Raw genomic sequence first — 22,496 nt, forward strand, 5'->3', positions numbered from 1 at the left:
TGTTTACCTAATTATTAACTTTACTTACTATGATTTCGAGTTAATTAAAAGGAGACTTAAAATGAAACTTAACTTAAAGAAAAAGCCAGTAAAGAACCTGTCTTACAACAACATAAATTTACAGAAAGATTTAACGCGAAATATTGGTGGTGGTGCAGCCGAGACTGGCAATAAAGCAAAATGCCACACAGCTGATTGGTATGAGCACTAATATATTCATCACAGTAAATCCGCATCAGTACTATTTCGTTTGAAGTAGTACTGAATTATGTAAGAGCTTTAAATCTATACATCCAGTTCATATATTTCCTCAAAGAAAAGTCAACAATCCCCTTATTTTTATTCTGAGTTCCTTTATTTAATCTTCAGCTTGGAAAGTTAGTCTAATTTTTCTACAGGCTATGCAGTACAAATACGGATGATATGCCGACGACGCTATCTTGATCACGCGAGAAGAAGCACCTACTCAAATCAACTCCCTGCCAGTTTGAATAAAAAATATTGTATACAATATAAATTCATTGTAAGGTGAATAGGTCTACGACAGACACTTTATCAATGGGAACTCAACAGGAATTAGAAATGCGTAACAATAAAAATAATACGCAGGTGATCCGCCAGACGCTGGCTGCGAGCGCAATCGCACTGGCATTAGGTGGCGCGGCGCCTGCATTTGCTGCAGATGGCAACAGTTTGATCAGAGGTAATATCGTCAGTGGCCAGGGCAATGACCTGAGCGGTGTGGAACTCATCTTCACACACAAAGCAAAAGGACTGACATTTAGCGTCAGAACCAATGCACAGGGTGAATACATTCTGCGTAATTTACCGGTCGGTCAATATCGGGTATCGATTAGCAAGGACGGGTTTGAAACTGTGCTCGAAGAGCAGGTTCAGGTGAGTATAGGTCAGTCAGTGTTACTGGATGCCCAACTTAATAGGATAGGTACATCAGATATCGAGCGCATTGCGGTATCGGGTACTGCCATTCGCCGTGTTGACATGGCATCTTCCACAGCGGGCGTTACATACACAGACGAAGAAATCAAAGCTATGCCTGTAAATACCGGCTTTGAAAGTATTGCGCTTTTGGCGCCCGGAACTGCTGAACCTGGTGGCTCAGAGTTCAAAGGGGCATCCAGCTTCGGAGGTTCATCCTCGGCAGAGAATGGTTACTACTTCAACGGGTTGAATGTCACCAGTATTCGTACCGGCCTGGGTTCTATTCGCCTTCCCTGGGAAGCAATTTCGCAGACTCAAATTAAAACCGGCGGGGTCAGTCCTGAATTTGGTGGTGCACTTGGCGGTATTGTTAATGCCGTTTCTAAGTCCGGCGACAATGATTTTAAATTGGGGGTTGAAATGCGTTATGACCCCAATAGCTTAAGAGACCAACACGACTCCATATATCAGAGTAATGGAATTGTGGGATATGACACCAACACAAAACAATCAGGCGAAACGTTTAAAGAGCTTCAGGTGTGGGCAAGTGGTGCACTGATTGAAGACTCCTTATTCTTTTATGGGTTGCTCGCACCGCGCAGGGAAAATCATACCTGGGCAAGGCAAACCGTCTATAACGATCGAGATCGTGAAGAAGATCGATGGTTTGCCAAACTGGACTGGTTCATCAATGAAAACCATTCCGTAGGTTTTTCTGCCATGAATAACAAGCGTACCTGGGAAAGACAATCCTATACCTATGACGGGGAAAGTAATGTGATTGGAGATCCTCGAGGCGTAGCCGCCCCAGGTGAGGACGGTGGTAAAGTCTACAGCCTGAATTACAATGGCTACCTCAGCGACTTCTTTTCTGTATCCGCTGTGCTAGGTCGGGTGTCGGAAAATGTCGAAAACGTTGTGGCTTCAACAGATCCGGGTGTTTGGGATGAGCGCGATGGTTTTGTGACTGTTTCATCACACACCGCCAGTGGTATCACAGAGGAAGAGTTTATCCGTGACCAGTTTAAGCTTGACTTTACCTGGGACCTGGAGGTGCACTCGATATCTTTTGGCCTGGACTATGCCAAGATCACGGTCGATTACTACGAAGGCCAGAATGGCATTGGCGAAGCACAAGGCTGGTGGACGGTTATGACAGCGTCTGAGGGCGATCTCTCTGGTGCACCTCAGGGCAGCGATTATATCGAGCATCGGGTACGTACCCGAGAAGTTGACTCAGATTCAACAGCTTTAGCGTTTTATATCAATGACAGCTGGCAGGCCACGGATAACTTAGTGCTGAATTTAGGGCTTAGATACAGTGAATTTGAAAACACCGTAACGGATGGTCGCCCCTATGTGGACATGAAAAATCAAATCGCGCCAAGATTACAGGCCATTTATGATCTGCACGGTGACGGCAGCGCTAAAATTTTTGCCACCTATGGCCGTTACTTTCAACCGGTATCGGCAAATATGAACGTGACGCTCGGTTCTGCTTCAGTTGAGTGGTATGACTATTATGCACTGGATCAGGTAGATGCCAATGGTTTACCTGTTCTCGAAGCTGATGGTTCGCCTAGCCGGGGGGCTAAGTTTCGTGACCGCTACTGGACTCAACGGGGGATCACAGAGCCGGGTCTTATCGCATCTTCCGATCTGAAGCCAATGTATTCTGATGAGTTTACGTTAGGCTATCAGCAGGAGGTATTCGACGATATGGCGCTGGGGATCCGCGCAATCTACCGGGATTTAGGGCGCAGCGTTGAAGATACTAATGTTGCACCGGTACTGGCTAAAAAACTGGCTGAGTTGGGGATCACGGATAACGTCGGACAAAGCTCCTACTATGTACTGAACAATCCTGGTGAAGCCATTGCCCTGAGCTATGACTTTGACGGTGACGGGCAGGTCGATGACATCACGCTCAGTGCTGAGGAACTTGCATTGCAGCAGGCTAAACGCAGATACCTGGCACTGGAGTTTACCTTGGAGGGGAACCTGACTGATCGCTTTAGGATCAATTCTTCTTACACTTGGTCACACAGCTATGGCAACACTGAGGGATTGGTAAAAACCGACAACAATCAGGCCGATCCAGGCTGGACGACGTCTTACGACTATGCCGATCTGATGGATCACGGTTACGGTGACTTACCCAATGATCACCGTCATGCCTTCAAGTTCTCAGGTGCTTACGAACTGACCGATGAGTTAACCTTAGGGTTAGTTGCCCGTGCTATTTCGGGTCGCCCTACAAACTATTTGTCATTACACCCGAGTGATGTTGATAGCTGTAAAAAGGGCAGTCCCTGGGATAAGTGCGTGAGTCGCGGTTATGGTCATGTCAGTCACTACGATGAAAACGGTAATCCGGCACCGCGAGGCAGTATCGATAACCTCCCATGGTTGACAAATCTGGATATGTCATTGACCTACAACACTGAGGTCTCAGGTCATGATCTGATGCTTAAAGCCACTGTCTACAACCTGCTTAATAATGATGCCGCTTTAGATATCACCGAAACCAGAACTCGCAGCAGCTCTGTAGAAGGGCAGGAACTCGAGCTTAACCCAGATTATGGGTTGGTGACACGCCGACAGGAGGAACGTTACGTTTCTTTGGTTGCGCGCTTTACTTTTTAATCGAATTTTTTCCCTGGTCAGTCGGGCTTTAAGCCCGGCTTTTCGTTATGGAGGTAAGATGAAATCTGACCTGACTCAGTGGCATATACCGCCACATTGGCAACAAGTTCAGGCATTGGATATGCACACGGCAGGTGAGCCACTTCGTATCATACTGACTGGCTGGCCTGAGCCAGAAGGCAAAAGCATGGTTGAGAAACGCTTATACTGCCAGGCCCACTTTGAAGAACTGCGCAGGGCATTGATGTTTGAGCCGCGCGGACATGCGGATATGTATGGCGCGTTACTAACTGAGCCCGAAAGGGATGATAGTGCATTTGGTGTGTTATTTATGCATAACGAGGGTTACTCGACAATGTGTGGTCATGCGGTGATTGCGCTAACTGAGTTGGCCAGATCGTTAGGGCCAGGAGTCGTCGAAGAGCAGTCCCTCAACATGGATACCCCAGCAGGGCAAATCAGTGCATTTTATTCCTCTGAGAGTCAGCGAGTGGGCTTTTATAACGTGCCATCATTTGTATGTCAGCTTAATGTGCCTGTGACGTTGTCACCACAATGCACTGTTCATTGCGATATTGCATTTGGTGGTGCCTATTACGCCTATGTAAATGCTGACCAACTAGATTTAGCACTCATTGAGCAAAACTATGAAGAAATCATAACTCTGGGTAGAAAAATAAAACGAACTCTGAGCGGAATCGTTGAGCTTACACATCCAGAAGACCCTTCTCTGGGTTTTCTATATGGTGTGGTGTTCTACTCCAATTCACAAGTCTGTGGTGTAGACAGTCATAGCCGTCATGTTTGTATATTTGCCGATGGCTCGCTGGATCGCAGCCCCACAGGTACTGGTGTGAGTGGCAGGGCGGCGTTGCTGGCTGTAAAGGGCAAACTGGATCCGGGCGAAGTTATTCATATTGAGGGGCTTCTGGGTTGTGGTTTTGACACCAGTATTGGTGAAACTTTTCAGTACTACGGACATCAGGCGGTTCGTCCAAAAGTGATGGGCGAGGCGTATCTGACCGGGAAACATATATTTTGTCTGGATCCCAGTGATCCGCTAAAACATGGATTTATTCTAAGATGAGTCAGTATTTGCAACGACAAACCAGATTGCGTAGTCAGCTTGTGACATCTGACTACGAAGGCATGCTGGTCTTTGGTTATGAGAACATTCGTTATTTGTGTGGATTCAGCGGTCATGCCGCCACATTATTAATCAGTCACGAACAGTGTTTACTGATCACTGATTATCGTTACTTTGAGCGCGCCAGCAAAGAAGCTGAGCAGACCGAAGTCGTGCTCAGGCACCGAGATAATGAGAGCCTGGGTCAGTGCTTGAGTCGTTTATCCGGTCAGTTAAAAGTCATCGCGTTTGACGCTGCCCATATTGATGTCGGTCAGTGGCAGCAGATCAGTGGCGAGCTCTCAGGCCGAGTTTTAATGCCAACGCTTGGACTGGTTGAGCAACTACGACAGGTTAAAACAACATATGAGATTACTCGTATTCGTCAGGCTGCACAGATAGCTGACCAGGCACTGGCAGATACGTTACCTTTAATAAAAGAGGGGGTCAGTGAGCGTGATTTAGCATTGGAACTAGATTACCGGATGCAAAAACTGGGGTCAGAAGGTGTCTCGTTTGACACGATACTCCTGTTTGGCGCGCGCAGTGCCTTACCGCACGGTAATCCTTCAACACAGAAACTTCGCCTTGGGGACCTTATCCTGATTGATTTTGGGGCGGTTGTCGACGGCTATCGCTCGGATATGACGCGCACCTATGTCTATGGCACCCCAAGCACCAAACAACGGGCAATGTTTGATACGGTACAATCAGCCCAGCGAGCAGCACTGGTACGGGCATGCTCTGGAGCAGATTGCCAGGAGTTGAATGAGGCTGCCCACTCAGTGCTGCTTAACAGTGAGTTTGCCCAGTATGCGGGTGAAGGGCTGGGCCATGGCCTGGGGCTTTTTTTACATGAGCAGCCTTTCATCAAACCGGGTGTCAATTATCAACTGGAACCGGGCAATGTGATCACCATTGAACCTGGCATTTACATTCCGGGCTATGGCGGGGTCAGGCTGGAAGAAGACATTGCTATCATTGAATCTGGCTATGAGCTGCTTACTCATTCTCCGCAACACTTCGAACTATAAAGGAAAGGATATGAAAATCATTGACCGAGAACAGGTGCAGAAGGCACTCTCATTTCCTATTCTGATCGCTGCGCTACAACGCGGGTTTGCCAGTGAACATGCCATGCCAAAACGCAGTGTTTTTGAACTGGACCCACGTGCCGATAATCATGATGCATTCGCTGTGCTACCTGCGTGGAATGACTCCGTCATTGGTGTCAAGGCTTTTACCTATTTCCCTGACAATGAAGCCCAAGGTAAAGCCAGCCTCTACTCAAAGATCATGTTATTTGATCGGGAGCATGGTGTACCGCTGGCACTGGTGGATGGTACTCAGGTGACACTATGGCGCACTGCTGCAGTTTCTGCATTGGCAGCATCCTACCTTGCCAGAGAAGATGCAAAACACTTGATTATGTTTGGTGCAGGTAAGCTTGCTCCTTATATGGTTCGCGCACACCTGGCGGTCAGAGACTATGATAAGGTCACGCTGATCGCCAGAAATCCAGACAAAGCAGCCAGCCTTCAGGCTTCTTTAGTGACTATGTTTCCTGAAGTTAGGTTCGAGCTGGGTCAAAGCCGTGCAGAGGTGATTGGCGCGGCAGACGTTATCTGTACTGCGACAGGGAGCCATAAGCCACTATTTGACGGACGTTGGTTGAAGGCTGGAACCCATATCGACTTGATTGGCAATCACCACAAAAATGCCAGGGAAATAGATACCGCGACCTTGCTAGCCAGCCGCGTGTTCGTTGACAGCAAAGCTAACGTCTTGAATGAAGCTGGAGAACTGCTTATCCCGATGGAACAAGGGGTATTTAAGGCTGAGCAGATTGAGGCGGAGTTGGCTGATATGGCTCGAGAAAATCGCTACTTGCGTAGCCATAACAGTGAAATTACTTTGTTTAAATCTGTGGGCACAGCACTGAGTGATCTAGTTGCTGCCAAACTGGTGATGGATCATCACTGATATGTGGCGCTTTTCAAGGAAAGAGAAACCGCATTATCGTCAGTGCCCGATTATTGATTTAGTCATTGTTAGCGATAAACGTCTGATAAATCCGCTAGTGTGTCATCAGGCGCATATGCTGGTGACCTATCAATATGCAGATCAGAGATTGAGTGATACGATTTTATTCGACCATGCATTGTATGAACGTTTCAAATCCGGGCAGTCATGTCAGATATTAGCGGCAAGCAACGGCGTGATGCAGAGATAACATTTTTCAACATTCTCTCACTGAATGCCACTGTGATACTCAATATACTCTGTCTTAATAATTACATATTAGTCAGGGTAAACATCATGAAAAACTGGATAGCATTCTCTTTGGTCGCCATCTTTGCAAGTGGCTGTGCACACCACAATAACGTACGTCCCTCTGCGGATGGCAAGCACTATGTAAACTTGACCGCAGAGACCAGAGAGGCAGCAGGCAAGGAAGCACTGGAGCAGGCCAATCATTATTGCGATGAGCAAGATCGTGGGCACGCCTACATTCAAAATGAAAACATTACCTATATGGGGTCGATGCCAGAGCAGGAGTACTTGCAAAAACGCAATATAGCGACGGCAGTCGAAGCGGCGGGCACCGCAATGTGGATCTTCGGTGAGAATGCGGTTGACGATGTGGGCGCTGCCATGAGTATTGGTGGTGGTATAGCCGAAGATTCTATGGGCGAGCCGTATCAAATCACTTTGGCATTTAGCTGTAAATAACCATGAAAGTGGCTCAAAGAGGGTGTCTGATGTGGAGGAAGCACCCAATCATTCAGCACTCTTTGAGCTGTTGGCAACTTCCCAATAATATTAAGGTGATTGTTTTTTAGAGTGATTTGGTTACACTGTTAACAAGTAGGCAGTTACGGGACCAGACACCTGCATGAACCATCGTGTTGCTCAGATATCATTCCTTTTTGTCACATTAATGTGCCCTCAGGCTTTGGCCTTTGGCGCCTATGACGCAGCCGTACCTATCAATATTGCCGTGGTCGGAAAGACCAAAAACGATAGTTTTTACCAGCAATCGCACAAAGGGTGTGTCTACTTTGCACGCGACTACCCTAATGTTAATTGTCTTTACGATGGAGCTGACGACTATCAGGATGTCAGAACACAGGTTCTGATAGTTAAAGAGCTAATCAAAAAAGACATCGACGGTTTGCTTATTTCAACCACAGATTCAGGGTATCTTGTCGAGGGGGCACTCAGGCTGGCTGCCGAGAAAGGTATCCCGGTCATTACCTTTGATTCAGATTTACTTAAAGAACATCAGGCGTATCGCTTGGCGTACGTCGGGACCAATAATTTTGACTTTGGGAAGGCGCTGGGAGAAGAGGCAAAACGTTTTAAAACAGAGTCTAAACAATACATCTGTCTGCAGTCGGGGCATCAGACAACTCCTAATCTGAATCAACGCATCGCGGGTGTGCGATTTGCATTGTCTGGTCAAAGCAAAAATAGAATGTCTGGTGAAAATGGCTGGATTGAGCATTACCGTTGTCCGCTTTTTACTATGGGAAGACGAGCTGATGCATTGGATCAGTTGATCACAATGATGAAATATCCCAATTCGCCCATATTTCTTGCCGTTGCCGGGTTTGCACAGTTTAACCCAGACTACATAACCCGCATGGCGCAGTTTAAAACGCTGATTACTAAGCAGGAGCGGGTGATAATCTCCGCTGATACAGAAAATACGCAACTCAAAGCACTGCAACGAGGCTTATCTGTGACAAACATTGGGCAGAAACCTTTTGAAATGGGACGTCTGGGGACTGAGTTACTGTACCAGTTTATTACTCAGAGTAAGAAGCCTGCACAAACACACTACTACCTAGACTATCATTATTGCAATAAGGGTAATATTGCAACTTGCACAGTCAATCATTGATATTTGCTCTTGTGATACTAAAATAATCGAATAAACATCATCTTAAAAGCTCGGTAGGCCGATGAAGAAGTCCCTGTTATTGTTGCTATTATGGTGCAACAACGTGTTTGCTGGGCCCTTGCACTTTGTATCAATTAACTATCTGATTGAGCAGGAAGTAGGGCGCTTGGTCTTGCCAGAGATTTACCGCCAACTTAATGTAACTATTGTGGTAACACCTTACCCAGGCAAGCGTGCACAACAGCTGGTGCGTAGCGGAAAGCGGCATGGGGAAATCATGCGAATTTACAGCTATGGCGATGAAAATCCGAATACTATTCGTGTTCCAACCCCTTATTACACGCTAGAGACCATGGCTTTTGTTCGCAGCGATAGTCATGTTGATATCCAGAATGAACAAGACTTGAGCAATTATAGAATTGCAAAAGTGCGCGGTGTAAAACACACCAATAACATCACCAAAGGGATGTCCGAAGTAGAGGACACGGATACCACCATACAGGCATTGAATCTGGTCTCTAAAGGACTGGCCGACATTGCTCTGACCAATCGTATCGACGGCCTGGTTATGCTGGCTAAGGCTGGAATTGAAAACGTCGTACCACATCAGCGTAGCTTTCGAGTGTTGAAGCTGTACCACTATATCCATAAGGATCAGCGGCATTGGGTGAAGAAAATCGACGACGTGTTACGTCGCATGACGCAAAGCGGTGAACTGACTGAACTGATAAAAAAAGCCGAAAATCAGGTAATTTCACAACACTGTCGGCAAAGTTCAGTGGCAACTGAACTATGCCGACTGCATCTGTCTCAGGAAGAGGACTGAGCTGTACGATTAGCACGCCACTGGCGTATTTTGTTACCAAGACTCAATTTTAAGCACCAATATACAATGACCAGCAAGATAAAGGGCTCAGGTATTGCTAACAAACCCGAGTCTATAAGTGCCTGTGGTACGACTTTTACTGCGCCTTGTGACAAGAATGAACCAACCGCTATAAATAGAGCAAAACACATTCTCCACAAATGGCGGATCAGGCGGGGTGTCGAGGTCAGGCCTCCTGAGTAAGCCAGACGCACGTCACCGATAAAAGACAAGCTGGCGAGTATTACAAAAAAGTAGTAATCATAAGCACTTATGCCGTGTTTCATTTCAGCGGGGCTGGTGCCCGCCTGATTGCTAAAATATAGACAGGCGAAAATGATCAACAGTGAACATACTGGGAATGCATAATCGAATCTTCCTCGCGTATTCGGTGCTGATTTCACTGCCTGCCACGCAGTCATTACCAGATAAGTCGTGTAGATGCCTGCAATAGCTGTGATGATCATGGGTTGTAATATCGCGATTAAGGTACCGCTGAGGGCCATTATGAGCATCGTATAGACAAACCCGGTGCCTGCCCTGGTGTGTAAAGACTTTCCTTTTGTAACTGCTATAGCAATAACGCCTGCAACTATGGCAACGGTTCCTGTGATTATATGTATCAGCATAGTCAATGTGATCTGTTCCATCTTGTTATTCCTCTTTATTGCGATGTGCTTGTGATGCACTTTATACTGGCAGTCAAAGGCTGTCGTCCAATACTAAAGGTTAGGACAGTATGAAAAACTATAAGTATAAAAATCATGAGGTTGTTTTGTTTTGGTTAGTGCTGAATTGACGTTTGTCTATACCTTTTTACTCGGTGCACTGGGGCTTGCATTGACAATACTCGCTGGCAGAGAGTGGCGTTGGCATTGTTACCGGGCACTGGCACTGTTTCTTTTATCTCTGTGTGTGATCTTATCTGGTCCACTTATCTTCGCTCAGTTTCCCGCAGCCCGTTATGCTTATATTGCAGCGATTGTTCCGGCCTGGTTGTTACTTTTTCCTTGTTTTTACCTCTATACGCGAGGGTTAACATCACAGGTCCCCTGGCGCTTTACCCGCCATAGCGTATGGCATTTTGTTCCGGCCTGTATCTCCTGTGTGTTGTCAGTCAGTCTGTTGCAGCTTTCAGAGAGCGCTTTATTTAATATCTTTTTCGCCGAAGGAAATGTGGAGTTAGCAGCTGACGCACGCCTTACGGTTTGGTTGATCATAACCGTTATGCTGTTCTGGCCTTTGCAAAGCCTGGTTTATGTGATTAAAACCTGGCGTCATTTGCTAGCTTACCGGCGTCAGTTGCATGCGGTATTTGCCAGTACCAAAGAGCGTGAACTGGGCTGGTTAGGTATTGTGTTAACCCTGATGGTATTTACCTGGGGCTGGCTGGCGCTCACCCTTGTTCAGGATTTGAGTGCACAACCTACGTTTTTGCGAGAGGGGGGAGTCGCGACATTGACTACTGTGACAACCTGGCTTTTGCTCTACTGGTCTCTAAGACAAAAGCCTGGATTCGACAAAGTATACCCTCTTACTGAGCAGTCAGATAAGTCACACGCGCTAAGTGACGAGGTGACAGAGCAACCAGCTTCAGCCAAATACCAGCATTCGGCGTTGAGCGATGAGCAGGCAAATCGCATTGCCAGGAAAATATACACTGCAGTGGTCACAGAGAAGCTTTACCTGGAGCCGGACCTGACCCTCTACAAACTGGCAGAATATTTAAAAGTATCAGCAAATTATGTGTCTCAAACTTTAAATCAGACATTGGGACAGTCATTTTTTGACTATGTTAATAAAGCTCGGATTGACGCTGCAGCGGAGCTACTGCGCGCGAACGATAAAACCGTGCTGGATATAGCGATGGCAGTGGGCTTTAACGCGCGATCTTCTTTTTATAAGGCATTTAAAACCCACACAGGCATGACGCCAGGGGAATATAAAAAGCATACACGTGCGAATACGTGATGTAACAAAAGTGTTATTTTATTGTTTTCGTGGAAGGGAGCTGCTAGCTTAAGAGGTGAGTGATAAATAAGGAAATAACATGAAACTGAAAATTAAGAAGTTGAAAAATCTGACTAACACAAAAAAGCTTGCCGATGCGCAAACACCTTTTATCGCAGGTGGTATGCCACCAGATATTACCAACTATGAACTATGTAATACGCTGACAGACAGGTGGAGTTGTACGCGTGCAGCCTGCCAGGTGTAATAGTTGGAGAAAAGGTCAGCTCAATCGCATTAACGTCATTTGTTGCGATTGAGCGCTACTGAGGCATTTTTCTCTGTAAACTCAGAAGTTGTAATTACTGATACAAATACCTGCTCAATAAAACTCTACCAGTGGTACTCTGATATTGCTGGTTTGCACCGATTTACCTGCTAAAAATGTTTTTATCACTTCCGTCACCTGTGGCGAGCGCATAAACAGATTATGTCCTGCATTTTCGATGATGACTTGCGTCACATCGCTCAAATTCTTGACGGCGTCCAGCTGACTGTGTGGGTAAGTGCGGCCATCCAATGAGCCCGACAGCACTAACGTAGGCACGTCGGATACAGGGGCTTTGCGAAATGCATCGCCTAGGTCCAATTCGGCAATGACCCCGTGCAATTGAGGCATAGGAAAGTTTAAATAGGCACCAAGCAACGCTGTTGTGCTTTGCTGATTAACCTGAGCCAGCCTTTGCTGTGTGATGCCGGAGGCTATGTCCATGGCGAATGGCATGAGTCTGAAGCTAATCTGAGTATCGCTAAAATAACCTCTGTTTGCGATGTGCTGAAGCGGTTCAGTAATCCCTATATCCAAATCCCGATAAAGTGCCAGCAAGCGCTTCATGCCTCGGTGCGGGTCGGCTATCATTGACGATGCCAGGCGCTGCATATGCCAGCGTTGAAACAGGAAATCTATTTTCTTTCCATTATTATCAATAGTTTGTATTTTTATTGGGGATGTTTCTAGGCGTTCATGTACGCGACGGATCAGTTCGGCAATATCGGGGTACAGCGCCTTTGCTTTAGGCTGAGTGTTAATGGCCTGCTGAACTCGGGTAAAGTAGGCGTCTGTCTGAGCGGGTAGTTTGACTGTCTGGTTCAGGCCCTCGACACTGGCCAGTACGAGTTTATCCAGCTTACCGGGCATCAGTTTGGTCGCAGCGAGCGCCAGGTGAGTGCCATAACTGATCCCCCAGAGGGTCAGCTTTTCGGCCTTGAGGTGACGTCTGAGGTCATCCAGGTCTGCTGCACTTTGTTTTGTTGTATATCCTTTGATATCAATTCCTTGTGCCTGCCAGGATGCGGCACACTTGAGTGCGGCATCCTGGTATAGACGCGCAATTTCCTGATCAGTTTGTGGCGTATCTGCGTCGGTGTAAAAGCCTGACTGACAGGAGGGAAGTTGATCGGATTTACCTGTGCCACGCTGGTCCAGTGCTATCACATCACCAAATTCGCGCAGGGCCATAAACAAAGGAAAACGAAAATTGGCATATTCGGCTGTTTTGATACCAGATCCTCCCGGGCCACCGGCCAGATAAACAATGGGGCTGCCGGGTTGTTTAGTGGTGGCTGGAAATCGTACATAATGAACACGAATAGTGCGGCTGTTTGCCAGTTTACGATTCTCTGGCACAGTAACAAAACCTGAAAAGGCAGCAACTTGTTGGTTATCCTGAGTCTTAAATGTGATTGCCTGTTCATTCTCATAAACTGATTGGGGTTGCTCCTGACTGAATGTACCAAAAGGCATGATAAAGGTGAGGAGCAGCAGTACGCGCAGCATAGAGTTGCCAAAATCGTAATAGCGGATGTTTTTCATAATGATGATCTAGTTGGTTGGAAGTGCACCCAGTTAAGCTTGTTCGAGACCAAATATCATGCGATATTCTATCGAATGCACTGATTTTAATAGTAATATCGACAAACGGTTGAATTCAGCCGACCAAAGGTCGACATAGGAGAAGGTGTGCGATTTCGTGACAGTAGATTATTGCGAACAGTGCTCTGTACACTGCTGTTGTTGTCTGGCAATGTGTTAGCACTAGATTGGACACACATAAATTATCATCAAGTGTGGGTGTGCCCTGGCGGTGGGCCGATACCAACTTTTGAAGAGCCAGCTTGTAAGACGCAGTCATTTTTCAGTGGCGATCCACAGGGGCAAGCTATCTGGTTAAAGGCACCATTACATTTATCTGAGCATTGGCAAGAGCGTGCAGGGCCATACGCATTTTATCTGTTCGCGAAAGCTTCCAGTGAGGTTTATCTGAATGGCAGGTTGCTTGGCACGAATGGCCGTGTTGCTCTCGATGGTAAGCAAGAGCTTGCCGGGCGCATGGACACTCGGTTTTATGTCCCTCCCGATGTCATCAAAGAAGGTGAAAACTGGGTGGTCATGCATCTGTCCTCTCATCAGAGCCTTTTGCGCTTATCTTCACCGTTACATCTTGCAGCTCTGGGTCAGTACCAGAACAGCACAGAGTACTTTGGCATAGAGCCACATATTCAACTGAGCGTATTATGCGTTCTGGTCCTCGGGGTGCTTTATTTGCTGATCCTGAGGTTAAGCCCTTTGCGGGCTCAGATCCCGGCAGGGCTGCTCTGGCTGTTTGGCATTGCTGCCGTTCAACTGGCGCTAGAGCAGTTGCGCGGTTGGATCAGTTATCCTTACCCTTTGCATGACGTCAGGCTTATTTTGATCTTACTGTGTGCGTTGGGCTTTGGCTGTGGAATACTGGCATACCTGCTGCGTTCTTGTCAGGTCCTTATTAATACCCGGCTGATGATCCTGGCTCTGAGTATGAGCCTCACCTTGCTTGTGGTATTTTTTAGTCCTGGGTTTGACCAGAAAACAACGCTGGCTGTGGCTTTTCCGGTACTCGTTGGGATACTGGTATCTGGCCGATATTATTATCAGTCCCGTACCAGTAAAGCTCTGGTATTCGTTGCGACGCTATGTGCGTTCCTTCTGGCGGCTATACTGAGCGTACAGTCATTTCACAGTCTGTTGTTCTACATCATGGTCACTGCATTGCTTGGGGCTTTTTTGGGATTGCATATTCGTCATCTGGGTGAGCTTCAGATCCAGAGCATAATAGACCAACAGGCCATAGCTAAATTGCAGGTAAAACTGGCGCAACTGGATAAAACAGACGCACAGCAGTTTCTCAATCTCACTTTTGGTAGCTCAACGGAGCGTATTGATGTAGGACAGTTGATATGGTGCCGCGCAGCTGGCGATTATGTTGAGCTACATTTGGAAGGCGGTGGTGAGCGATTGTATTCGGGCTCGCTGAAAAGTTTGATAGAAAAACTACCCGCCACATTTATGCAGGTACACAGATCTTATCTTGTTGATTTGGACAAAGTCAGAAAGGTCGCGTTGAATAAGGATAAAGCAGTCGCTGGATATGCGTTCTTACACCTCAGTGACGGTCAGAGAGTGCCGGTTAGTCGACGTTTAATTGGTCAGGTAAGGGAATCAATTGAATGAAACAAACTGTGCTACCAGCAAAGTTGCTCTGGTAGCACAGACGTCGATTTAGTCGATCAGATCTTCCACACCGACAATAACCCAAGGCGCATCGCCCTGTGTTTTTCTTTCCAGGTGCCAGATCTCGTGGATTGGTTCTTCCTGTTTATCGCCAAGGTCACGGTATTTACCCTTGAACATGACGCTCACTTCCCAGGCCACAGATGAGGTTTCTGCACGCACTAATTGCGCATCAACAAACATCACTTCTGTTGCGACATCGCCATGTTGTGCACGGTCTTGTTTAAACTCTTCGACCAGTTCAGGGCTCAGGTACTCAGCCAGAGTGGCAAAATCGCCCTGGTTCCAGGCAGTCTGTACGGTATGATAATGCTCTCGGGCGCCTTGTAAGAAGCCGTTCACATCAAAGTCAGCTGGCAAATTAAATGGTACTTGCTCCTGCTGCTGACCAAAGCCACCGCTCGTCGTGGTTGATTGAGCTTGCTGACGAAACTGAGCGCTCTGGTTTTGACCCTGACCAGCATTATTCTGGCCAAAGTTACCACCACCAAAGTTACCACCACCAAAGTTACCACCTTGAGGCATCCCCGCCATATGTGGTTGCTGGCGTTTAGTCATGAAGGATTTTATGACTTTGAATAGTACGAATGCCAGAATCGCAAACAAGATCATTTCCATAAACTGGAAACCTTCGAAGTCATCGCCCATCATTGCAGCGATAAGGCCACCTGCCAGCAGGCCGCCTAATACGCCAGCCATAATGCCTTTTTTGTTTGATTTAGGCTTTGCGGCAGTATTCGGTGCCAGTGTTTTGGTGTCCACTTGTTTTTTCTGTGCCGTGGTGCTCGTTGCGTGGGTTTTACCCGCACTTTTTTTGCTGCCGAACTTTTTCCGTGCTTCTGCACTGAAACTGGTTGATACCAAAACGGCAATTAATGTCATTAAAACAATAAATTGTTTCATGGTGTTCCTCTGAGTTTTAGATCTGAACGCATTGTAATTAATCAATGTGGTGAAGCGAAGCGATTTCAATAGCGGGTTCAGGTTACGTTGCACAAGATGGGTGCTAAGTGTTTGAAATAATTAAGTTTACATGTGTTTTTTGTTCAGGTCGAAATAATCTTTCTGGTTGTTCGTAAATAACTGATAGTTACTTCTTTTTCATCAGCTATTTGTTTTAAGTGTTGGGGCGGGTACACAGTAATACAACAACACCGGGTTAAAACCCGGTGTTGTTGTATATAAAGAGAGTAAAATTTACAACCAGCGTAATGATTCTGTCACAGCCGTTTCGTAACGCTCCAACGGGGTATTCAGATTAGCCACTAAAATGGTGTCTGCTCTTTCTCCTGGCTTGATGCTTCCGCTGAATCGTGCATCAGCAAACTGCTCGTCTGTGCCTGTGGCTTCATTTCTGTCGGTGGGCACAATAAACACAGTTACCGGGCCATGCTCCGACTGAAATATCAAATGCAGACTGCGCTGCCCTTTAAAGTTACAAAACGTTGCATAGGTCACTTTACCCGGCATGGATTCCAGCTTGCCACCAAACATAGCAAGCTTCTCGTTGACAACCTGCAACTGAACTTCATCTGTTAACGCCAGGGCTTCTGCTTCGTAATATACGTGTTCTAACGCGTGTTCACCTGCATGTAATGGCGCATGAACTGAGGTTGCAAAGTACAGGGAGACGGCCAATAAGGCTGAAGCAGCCGTGGCCAGCGGCGCTTTAAAGCGGCGGTACCAGGCCAGCTGTTTTACTTCGGCACTTTGTTTGCTGGAAGTCTCTGTATCTGCTTGCTGCTTTGCAAGGATTTTTTGTGCCAGGTCTTCAGGCACTGAAATATCCAGCGCACTGTGAAGCGTTGCATCAAAATCCTGCATCTCTTTTACGAGACGTTGTTTGGCCGGATCTGTGTCTGCCTGTGCAATTACATCCTTATCATTGGGATCGGCAAACAAGCGGCGGCGAAATTCAAGTTCATCCATCAGTTTGATGCCCCTTTTGCTGTTTCGGTCACTTGTGTTAAAGCCTCTTTCAATTGGTTTCTGGCACGATATAGCCTGGTCATCACGGTATTTTTGTTGAGTTCCAGGATCTGTGCTATTTCCTCGCCGGAGCAGCCCATCACAACCTGTAACAGCAGCGGCTCACGATATTCCGGTGACAATAAACTAATCTGTCTTTGGACCATCATTTGCTCTGTCTGCGAGTCGGGTGAGGCACTGGTCGAATCAACCAGCGTGTCCTGCTCTACGTCGGCATAATCAAATTGTTTGCGTTCAAAGCGGCGTGCATTTTCTCGCCGCAAAATGGTTAATAACCAGGATTTGGCTGCGCTATCATCCTGCAGGGCGTCCAGTGAGCGCCAGGCGCGTAAAAAAGTTTCCTGTACCAAATCTTCAGCAATGGTCGGGTCCTGGCACAACCAGTAAGCAAAGCGATAAAGCTCCTTGTTGTAAACCTGGACCAGACTTTCGTAACGTTTTTGTTTTGTGGTCATGCTAATAAGACCTTGTCTCTAGCAACATTATTTCATCTCACCGAAGAAAAATTAGTACAACGGCTCAAGTTGCTGTTTTTTCGCGTTTTTAACCTGCTTATGCTGTGCGGCAATCAGTTGATATAGCACACTCAGGTCAACGTTCTCTTGTTTGGCACTATAGAGCGCCCCTTGCAACTTTGCAATTTCGTTTTGCAACTCATGGCTGAGTTGGTGGCGCCAGGCATGGATATGGTCATAGCCTTGTGCGCGCGCAAGTGCTTTAAGAGCCTGATAGCATTGTCCCGGGTCTGAGTGTTGAGCGGCGTGTTTAATTTGTTTAATTGCTTGTGCTTCGTTTGGCGCCTGAGGTGTATGATCGCCCTGCGTTGGCGCTGCCCTGGTCGATTGGCGAGTCACAAACCACACTAACAAGGTAATGAACCACAGTACATAGCCAGATGCAATAAGTGCCCAGTCCAGCCAGGTTTTATCCGCTGGTTGGGTCACAATATGTGGTTCAGCCTGTGTTGTTGTTTGTTGTGGTGTGTTGGCGGCAGGCGCAGGGGCGACTGATACCTGATTCGGATCGGCTTTAACCTCAATGGTTCTGGATGGTAAGGTCGCATACTGTACTTTATTGATGACGGTATTGAACCAGGGCACTTTAATTTCTGGCAGAGTATAAGTGCCAGGTGTCTGAGGCAATAAGGCATAAGAGGCAATAAGCTGAGAAATTACCCGGCCGTCGCGCGTCATCTGTTTTCGCTCTGTTTCATCCGGATAAGTTCTGAAGCCGTCGACATCAGGCACTTGTATATCGGGCAGTTGCTCTTTGGTGATCCCCAGAGCCGTTAATGTCAGAGTACGGGTGATTGGTGTCCCAACAGTGACGGTCTGCTCATTTGGTTGCCACTCTTCGCTTAGGTTGACCAACTCACTGGGCAACCAGGCACCTGAATAGGTATCCGGAATGGGTTTCACCTCTACTTCAAGACTGTCACCTACCGCTGAGACTGCCATCCGACGGTAGCCCTCGCGGATCTGGCCATTAAAGATAGGTGGCTCCAATGTAAAGGCGCCGCTTTTTTGTGGCTGTACCAGATATTCTCGGGTCACGACCATATAACGACGACCATTGACTATCTCGTAGTCCTCACTTTGTTTTCCCAGCTGGGCAATTTGTGCATCCTGCATTTGTGGCGCGCTGAGTTGACCATCCAGCAGATCCTGGCCAAGATACAGCTTAACAGTGAAGAGCGCAGCCTGCTGAACATGTAATGTATCTGGTTTTAGCTCGGTTTTAATAAAGATATTTTGCTGCGCTTCACCATCTTGCTCGCGGGCAAGTACCTTGAGCTTGATAGGGCGAGACTGATGACCTGCAACCTCAAAGCTTGGGATGGTAAATTCCCCGGCTTTGCGAGACAGAAGTTGCATTTGCCAGCTGGTGGTACTGCTCATGCTGCCATTGATGATACTGGTGCGCGAGCTGGTACTGACAGGGCTGGTGACAAACTGAGCGCTCAGGGCACTGGTGTCTGGCATCTGTCCGGATACTTTGCCGTTAGCTTCTATGGTCAGGGTAAAATACTCTCCAACCAGCACCGGGTTTTTGTCGACACTGGCGCTGAGCTGGTCTATCGCCCAGGCAGGCATCATTGTAATAAGTAAGATCACGGATCCCAGTAATCGCGTTACCATGATTTTTCTACTCCTCGCGGGCGTCGCTGACGCACCCGTTGTTGTGATTCCAATAACATTTTGTTGCGCAGCAAGATGGCTGGATCGTCTGGTACTTTACGCAGTAACTGATCGAGTTGCTGAGCTTTTTCTTTTTCTTCTGGTGTCAGTGGGCGATTTTGCATCATTTGCTGTGTCCCCTCGGGCTGACTTTCATCTTCAGTAGCTTGTTGCTGTGCCTGCTGCATCTGCTGAGCAGTCTGTTCTGATTGTTGCTCCTGCTCGTTTTGTTGTTCCGATTGTGCAAGCTCGGGTGCGTTATCATTGTCTGATTCTGCCGCATCCTGAGACTCAGCGCTTTGCTGGTCATTTGCTTCACTTTGTGAAGAGTCAGATTGCGGTTCAGAATCAGAGTGCGAAGACTGTTGTTCGTCTTGTTGTTGCTGCCCACCTGATTGCTGCCCATCTGATTGCTGGCCGTTTTGTTGTTCACCGTCTTGCTGCTGGTCACTTTGCTGTTGATCTTGCTGATCACCGGACTGCTCCTGATCATCAGACTGATCGCCATTTTGTTGCTGAGACTGCTGCTGTTGCTCCTTGAGGCTTTCGACCAGCTGCTTATTGTCCTGCGCTTGCTTGAATTCGGGGTCCAGTTGCAAGGCTTGCTCATAGGCCGCAATCGCCTGGTCGAGTTGCCCTGACTTGGCCAGCGCATTGCCATAGTTATACTGCCCTGTGGCAGATGTGGTGTGTTTGAGTTGCTCTGCCGCCTGCTCGTACTCTCCGGCTTTGTATAGTGCGGTGCCTTTTAGTAGCGGATCCTGAGCACTCTTAGCCTGTTCAAAGTTGCCTTGTTGATAGGATTCCAGTGCCTGTTGATCCTGATTTTTAAACCAGCTGGTCCAGTCTGCAGTATATCCCGTCTGGGGTTGTAACAACGCCACAACGAATAAACCCAGAGTAAGTGGTTGGGAGCGCATCAACCACAACGCAAGCGGGACAATCACAAACAGCAGATACTTACCTGCGTCCAGGTGCCACAGGGTTTCGCTTGGTTGCTCAGTGCTGTCCAGATCGGTTACTTTGCTTGGCGCAAACGTTTTTATGTCGTTGTCGCTGGGTGTATAGGTTGCATAGCGACCACCCAGGCGAGAGGCGAGGGCAGCTAGTCGCTCCGGATACAGTTTTGGGACCACAATCTGACCGTAACGGTCTTTCAAGAACCCACCTTCTGGCAGCCCAATTGGCGCACCGTCTGGTGTGCCGATACCGTAGACATGAAGGCGATAACCTGTTCCATTTAATAGCTCGGCGATATCAGACAGTTCATTTTGTTCTACTTCGTCACTGATGAGGATGATTTCTCCTTCATTATATCCAGCCTGATCCAGCAAAGTTTTGGCCTGATCCAGCCCTGCTAACACGTTTGCGCCTTTACTGGGCATGATTTCAGGGCTCAGGCTGGGCACCAGGTTTTCCAGCGTTTTGACATCATCAGTCAAAGGCGAGACGACAAATGCGTCCCCGGCATAGGCAACCAGCGCTGTGTCGCCTTCCGTAAACTGGTCAATCATATCCAGGGTTTTAAAGCGCGCCTGGGTCAGCCGGTTAGGCTGAATGTCAGTGGCATACATAGAGTATGACATATCCATGACCAGCACCCGGGCTTGTTTACTTTTGAACACCGGCACCGTGTGCTTTTCAAAGCTGGGCCCGGCTGCGGCCAGTATGCTTAGCAGCAGGAGCAGGCTAACCAGCCAGGGCGTGCTTTTGCGCTGCTTCCGGGGGCCGTTCTCTAGTACGACTTGTGCAAGGTGAGGTGCGATAAGCGCTTCGTCTGTACTACGATGGCGCTTTAGCCATTGCAAACCGGTTAGCAGAAACCAGGGTATAAGTAACCATAACAAAGTAGGGCGAATAAATATAAACTCGGTCATAGTGGTTTAACTCGCAATTGTTTGATGGCTTTACTCAGTAGCGTCAGGCTCCACAACGCCAGTGCGATCAGTAGCGGCAAATAAAAGAGTGACAGGCGGGGCCTGAAAGTCTGGTTTTCATCAGCAATGGGTTCCAGTTTATCCAGTTCAGCGTAGATTTGTTGCAAGCCTTTCACATCTTTGGCACGGAAATACGCGCCACCGGTTTCAGAGGCGATGTGCTTGAGGGTATTCTCATCTATGCTGCTGCCAGTCATACCGCCCATGCCAAACAGACTGAAACCACCTCGGCCATCAGAGCCGACGCCGACGGTATAGATTTTGATGCCTTCTTCGCGAGCCAGGATCAGGGCTTCTTTGGGTTCCAGGTTACCAGCCGTGTTCTGACCGTCGGTGAGCAGGATCAGAATACGGCTACTTTGATCTTTCTGGTTGAAGCGTTTAACCGATAAACCAATGGCATCGCCAATCGCAGTCGCCCGACCAACCAGGCCAATTTGCGCTTCGCTCAGCATCTGGCTGACGGTTTGTAAGTCACGTGTCAGCGGGGTTTGCAGGAATGCTGTGTCGCCGAACAGGATCAGTCCCAGTCGGTCGCCTTGTCGCTCAACAATGAAATCGGACAAAACAGCTTTTACCACTGACAGACGGTCAACATATTTGCCCTGATAAGCCATGTCCTGTTCAGTCATAGAGCCGGACAAGTCTACGGCCAGCATTATATCACGTCCTTCATTGGGCAAAGTGATCGGGTCATCAAGCCAGCTCGGTCCGCTCAGTGCCACAACGAGACAAAGCCAGATCAACGCTTCGATCACATTCACGCCACGTTTTGGCGCAGCTAACGTTTGTCCTGCACCGACTTGTTGCTGATACCCAGGCATACGCAAGCGCACCTGAGTCTGCGCCATAGCTGGTTTAAAACGTGCAATCAGCCAGGGCAGGGGGAGTAGCAAGAGGGCCAGGGGCCAGTCAAGTTCAAACATGCACGGCCTCTTTGGTTTTAAAGGTTTTTATTGCCGCTAACAGTTTACTGCACTCCACAGTTGGTGTGCTGCTGTACAGCGAGTTCAGATCTTGCTCACTAAACTGTTGACGCGTCAGTTGATTGAGCATCTTATGCCATTGTGCCGTTGGTTTTGCGGCTTGTTCGCTGCCATAGTAATGTCGGGTCAGGCGTTTGAGTATGCCATGCAGCGCCAGCGCATCCTGAGCATGCTGCTGACTCAGTTTAATAGCTTCTCGTTTGGCCCCATTATGCTGCCAGTGTCTGACAGCAAACCAGATACCGATTACGACTATCAATACTAAGGCGATGATTACGGCCCAACTGGCAGGGGCCAGTGGCCACCAGCTCACCTGCTCGGGCGGGATCACATCATGGAGTGCGTCTAATGGGCTTTGCATCAT

The 22,496-nt window shown here is 47.8% G+C and carries 21 protein-coding genes; 12 read left to right on the forward strand and 9 right to left on the reverse strand.

Annotated features, from left to right (window positions below):
- Nucleotides 1-61: 61 nt before the first annotated feature.
- The 9 genes from NH568_RS01870 to NH568_RS01910 all read left to right on the forward strand — a co-directional run bounded on the left by NH568_RS01870 (nt 62) and on the right by NH568_RS01910 (nt 9,447).
- Nucleotides 62-211, forward strand: a complete 150-nt coding sequence (locus NH568_RS01870) for a hypothetical protein (RefSeq protein ID WP_253044270.1) — start codon at nt 62-64, stop codon at nt 209-211.
- A 371-nt stretch (nt 212-582) separates the two neighbouring features.
- On the forward strand, nt 583-3,588 hold the full coding sequence (locus NH568_RS01875) for a TonB-dependent receptor (protein ID WP_253044272.1): 3,006 nt from the start codon (nt 583-585) through the stop codon (nt 3,586-3,588).
- A 58-nt stretch (nt 3,589-3,646) separates the two neighbouring features.
- Complete coding sequence (locus tag NH568_RS01880; protein ID WP_253044274.1) at nt 3,647-4,675, forward strand: proline racemase family protein; 1,029 nt, start codon at nt 3,647-3,649, stop codon at nt 4,673-4,675.
- A complete protein-coding gene (locus tag NH568_RS01885; protein ID WP_253044276.1) occupies nt 4,672-5,748 on the forward strand; it encodes a Xaa-Pro peptidase family protein in 1,077 nt (358 codons plus the stop codon). The genes NH568_RS01880 and NH568_RS01885 overlap by 4 nt, the downstream gene beginning before the upstream one ends.
- A gap of 10 nt (nt 5,749-5,758) precedes the next feature.
- Complete coding sequence (locus NH568_RS01890; protein ID WP_253044278.1) at nt 5,759-6,697, forward strand: ornithine cyclodeaminase family protein; 939 nt, start codon at nt 5,759-5,761, stop codon at nt 6,695-6,697.
- A gap of 1 nt (nt 6,698) precedes the next feature.
- The gene (locus NH568_RS01895; RefSeq protein WP_253044282.1) at nt 6,699-6,947 is read left to right on the forward strand and encodes a hypothetical protein; all 249 of its coding nucleotides are present in this window, start codon (nt 6,699-6,701) and stop codon (nt 6,945-6,947) included.
- An 86-nt stretch (nt 6,948-7,033) separates the two neighbouring features.
- Nucleotides 7,034-7,447, forward strand: coding sequence for a hypothetical protein (locus NH568_RS01900; RefSeq protein ID WP_253044285.1), 414 nt, complete (start codon nt 7,034-7,036; stop codon nt 7,445-7,447).
- A 163-nt stretch (nt 7,448-7,610) separates the two neighbouring features.
- On the forward strand, nt 7,611-8,621 hold the full coding sequence (locus tag NH568_RS01905) for a substrate-binding domain-containing protein (RefSeq protein WP_253044288.1): 1,011 nt from the start codon (nt 7,611-7,613) through the stop codon (nt 8,619-8,621).
- A 61-nt stretch (nt 8,622-8,682) separates the two neighbouring features.
- Nucleotides 8,683-9,447: a transporter substrate-binding domain-containing protein gene (locus tag NH568_RS01910; protein WP_253044292.1), complete on the forward strand. Its 765-nt coding sequence runs from the start codon at nt 8,683-8,685 to the stop codon at nt 9,445-9,447.
- Here NH568_RS01910 and NH568_RS01915 read toward each other — a convergent pair.
- Complete coding sequence (locus NH568_RS01915; RefSeq protein WP_253044295.1) at nt 9,432-10,136, reverse strand: hypothetical protein; 705 nt, start codon at nt 10,134-10,136, stop codon at nt 9,432-9,434. The genes NH568_RS01910 and NH568_RS01915 overlap by 16 nt on opposite strands.
- Nucleotides 10,137-10,266: 130 nt before the next feature.
- Between NH568_RS01915 and NH568_RS01920 the strand changes: the two genes are divergently transcribed.
- Complete coding sequence (locus NH568_RS01920; protein ID WP_253044297.1) at nt 10,267-11,457, forward strand: helix-turn-helix transcriptional regulator; 1,191 nt, start codon at nt 10,267-10,269, stop codon at nt 11,455-11,457.
- A 79-nt stretch (nt 11,458-11,536) separates the two neighbouring features.
- Complete coding sequence (locus tag NH568_RS01925) at nt 11,537-11,704, forward strand: hypothetical protein (protein ID WP_171045583.1); 168 nt, start codon at nt 11,537-11,539, stop codon at nt 11,702-11,704.
- A gap of 114 nt (nt 11,705-11,818) precedes the next feature.
- Here the strand turns inward: NH568_RS01925 and NH568_RS01930 are convergent, their stop codons facing one another.
- Entirely contained in the window at nt 11,819-13,309 is a 1,491-nt protein-coding gene (locus tag NH568_RS01930) for an alpha/beta hydrolase (RefSeq protein ID WP_253044299.1), read from the reverse strand.
- 147 nt (nt 13,310-13,456) lie between these two features.
- On the opposite strand from NH568_RS01930, the gene NH568_RS24150 reads away from it, so the two are divergent.
- Entirely contained in the window at nt 13,457-14,983 is a 1,527-nt protein-coding gene (locus NH568_RS24150; RefSeq protein WP_253044301.1) for a LytTR family DNA-binding domain-containing protein, read from the forward strand.
- Nucleotides 14,984-15,031: 48 nt separating this feature from the next.
- On the opposite strand, the gene NH568_RS01940 is transcribed toward NH568_RS24150, so the two are convergent.
- From NH568_RS01940 to NH568_RS01970, 7 genes are all read right to left on the reverse strand, one after another.
- The gene (locus NH568_RS01940; RefSeq protein WP_253044304.1) at nt 15,032-15,946 is read right to left on the reverse strand and encodes a TIM44-like domain-containing protein; all 915 of its coding nucleotides are present in this window, start codon (nt 15,944-15,946) and stop codon (nt 15,032-15,034) included.
- A gap of 294 nt (nt 15,947-16,240) precedes the next feature.
- Nucleotides 16,241-16,972 carry a DUF3379 family protein gene (locus NH568_RS01945; protein WP_253044308.1) on the reverse strand — a complete coding sequence of 244 codons (732 nt, stop codon included), beginning with the start codon at nt 16,970-16,972 and terminating at the stop codon, nt 16,241-16,243.
- Nucleotides 16,972-17,487, reverse strand: coding sequence for a sigma-70 family RNA polymerase sigma factor (locus NH568_RS01950; RefSeq protein WP_138553476.1), 516 nt, complete (start codon nt 17,485-17,487; stop codon nt 16,972-16,974). The genes NH568_RS01945 and NH568_RS01950 overlap by 1 nt, the downstream gene beginning before the upstream one ends.
- Nucleotides 17,488-17,538: 51 nt before the next feature.
- On the reverse strand, nt 17,539-19,170 hold the full coding sequence (locus NH568_RS01955) for a BatD family protein (RefSeq protein ID WP_253044312.1): 1,632 nt from the start codon (nt 19,168-19,170) through the stop codon (nt 17,539-17,541).
- Complete coding sequence (locus tag NH568_RS01960; protein WP_253044313.1) at nt 19,164-21,086, reverse strand: VWA domain-containing protein; 1,923 nt, start codon at nt 21,084-21,086, stop codon at nt 19,164-19,166. The genes NH568_RS01955 and NH568_RS01960 overlap by 7 nt, the downstream gene beginning before the upstream one ends.
- Nucleotides 21,083-22,072, reverse strand: a complete 990-nt coding sequence (locus NH568_RS01965; RefSeq protein WP_253044314.1) for a VWA domain-containing protein — start codon at nt 22,070-22,072, stop codon at nt 21,083-21,085. The genes NH568_RS01960 and NH568_RS01965 overlap by 4 nt, the downstream gene beginning before the upstream one ends.
- Nucleotides 22,065-22,493 carry a DUF4381 domain-containing protein gene (locus tag NH568_RS01970; protein ID WP_253044315.1) on the reverse strand — a complete coding sequence of 143 codons (429 nt, stop codon included), beginning with the start codon at nt 22,491-22,493 and terminating at the stop codon, nt 22,065-22,067. The genes NH568_RS01965 and NH568_RS01970 overlap by 8 nt, the downstream gene beginning before the upstream one ends.
- Nucleotides 22,494-22,496 lie beyond the last annotated feature (3 nt).

This window comes from Pseudoalteromonas sp. XMcav2-N (assembly GCF_024124545.1).
Taxonomy (GTDB): domain Bacteria; phylum Pseudomonadota; class Gammaproteobacteria; order Enterobacterales; family Alteromonadaceae; genus Pseudoalteromonas.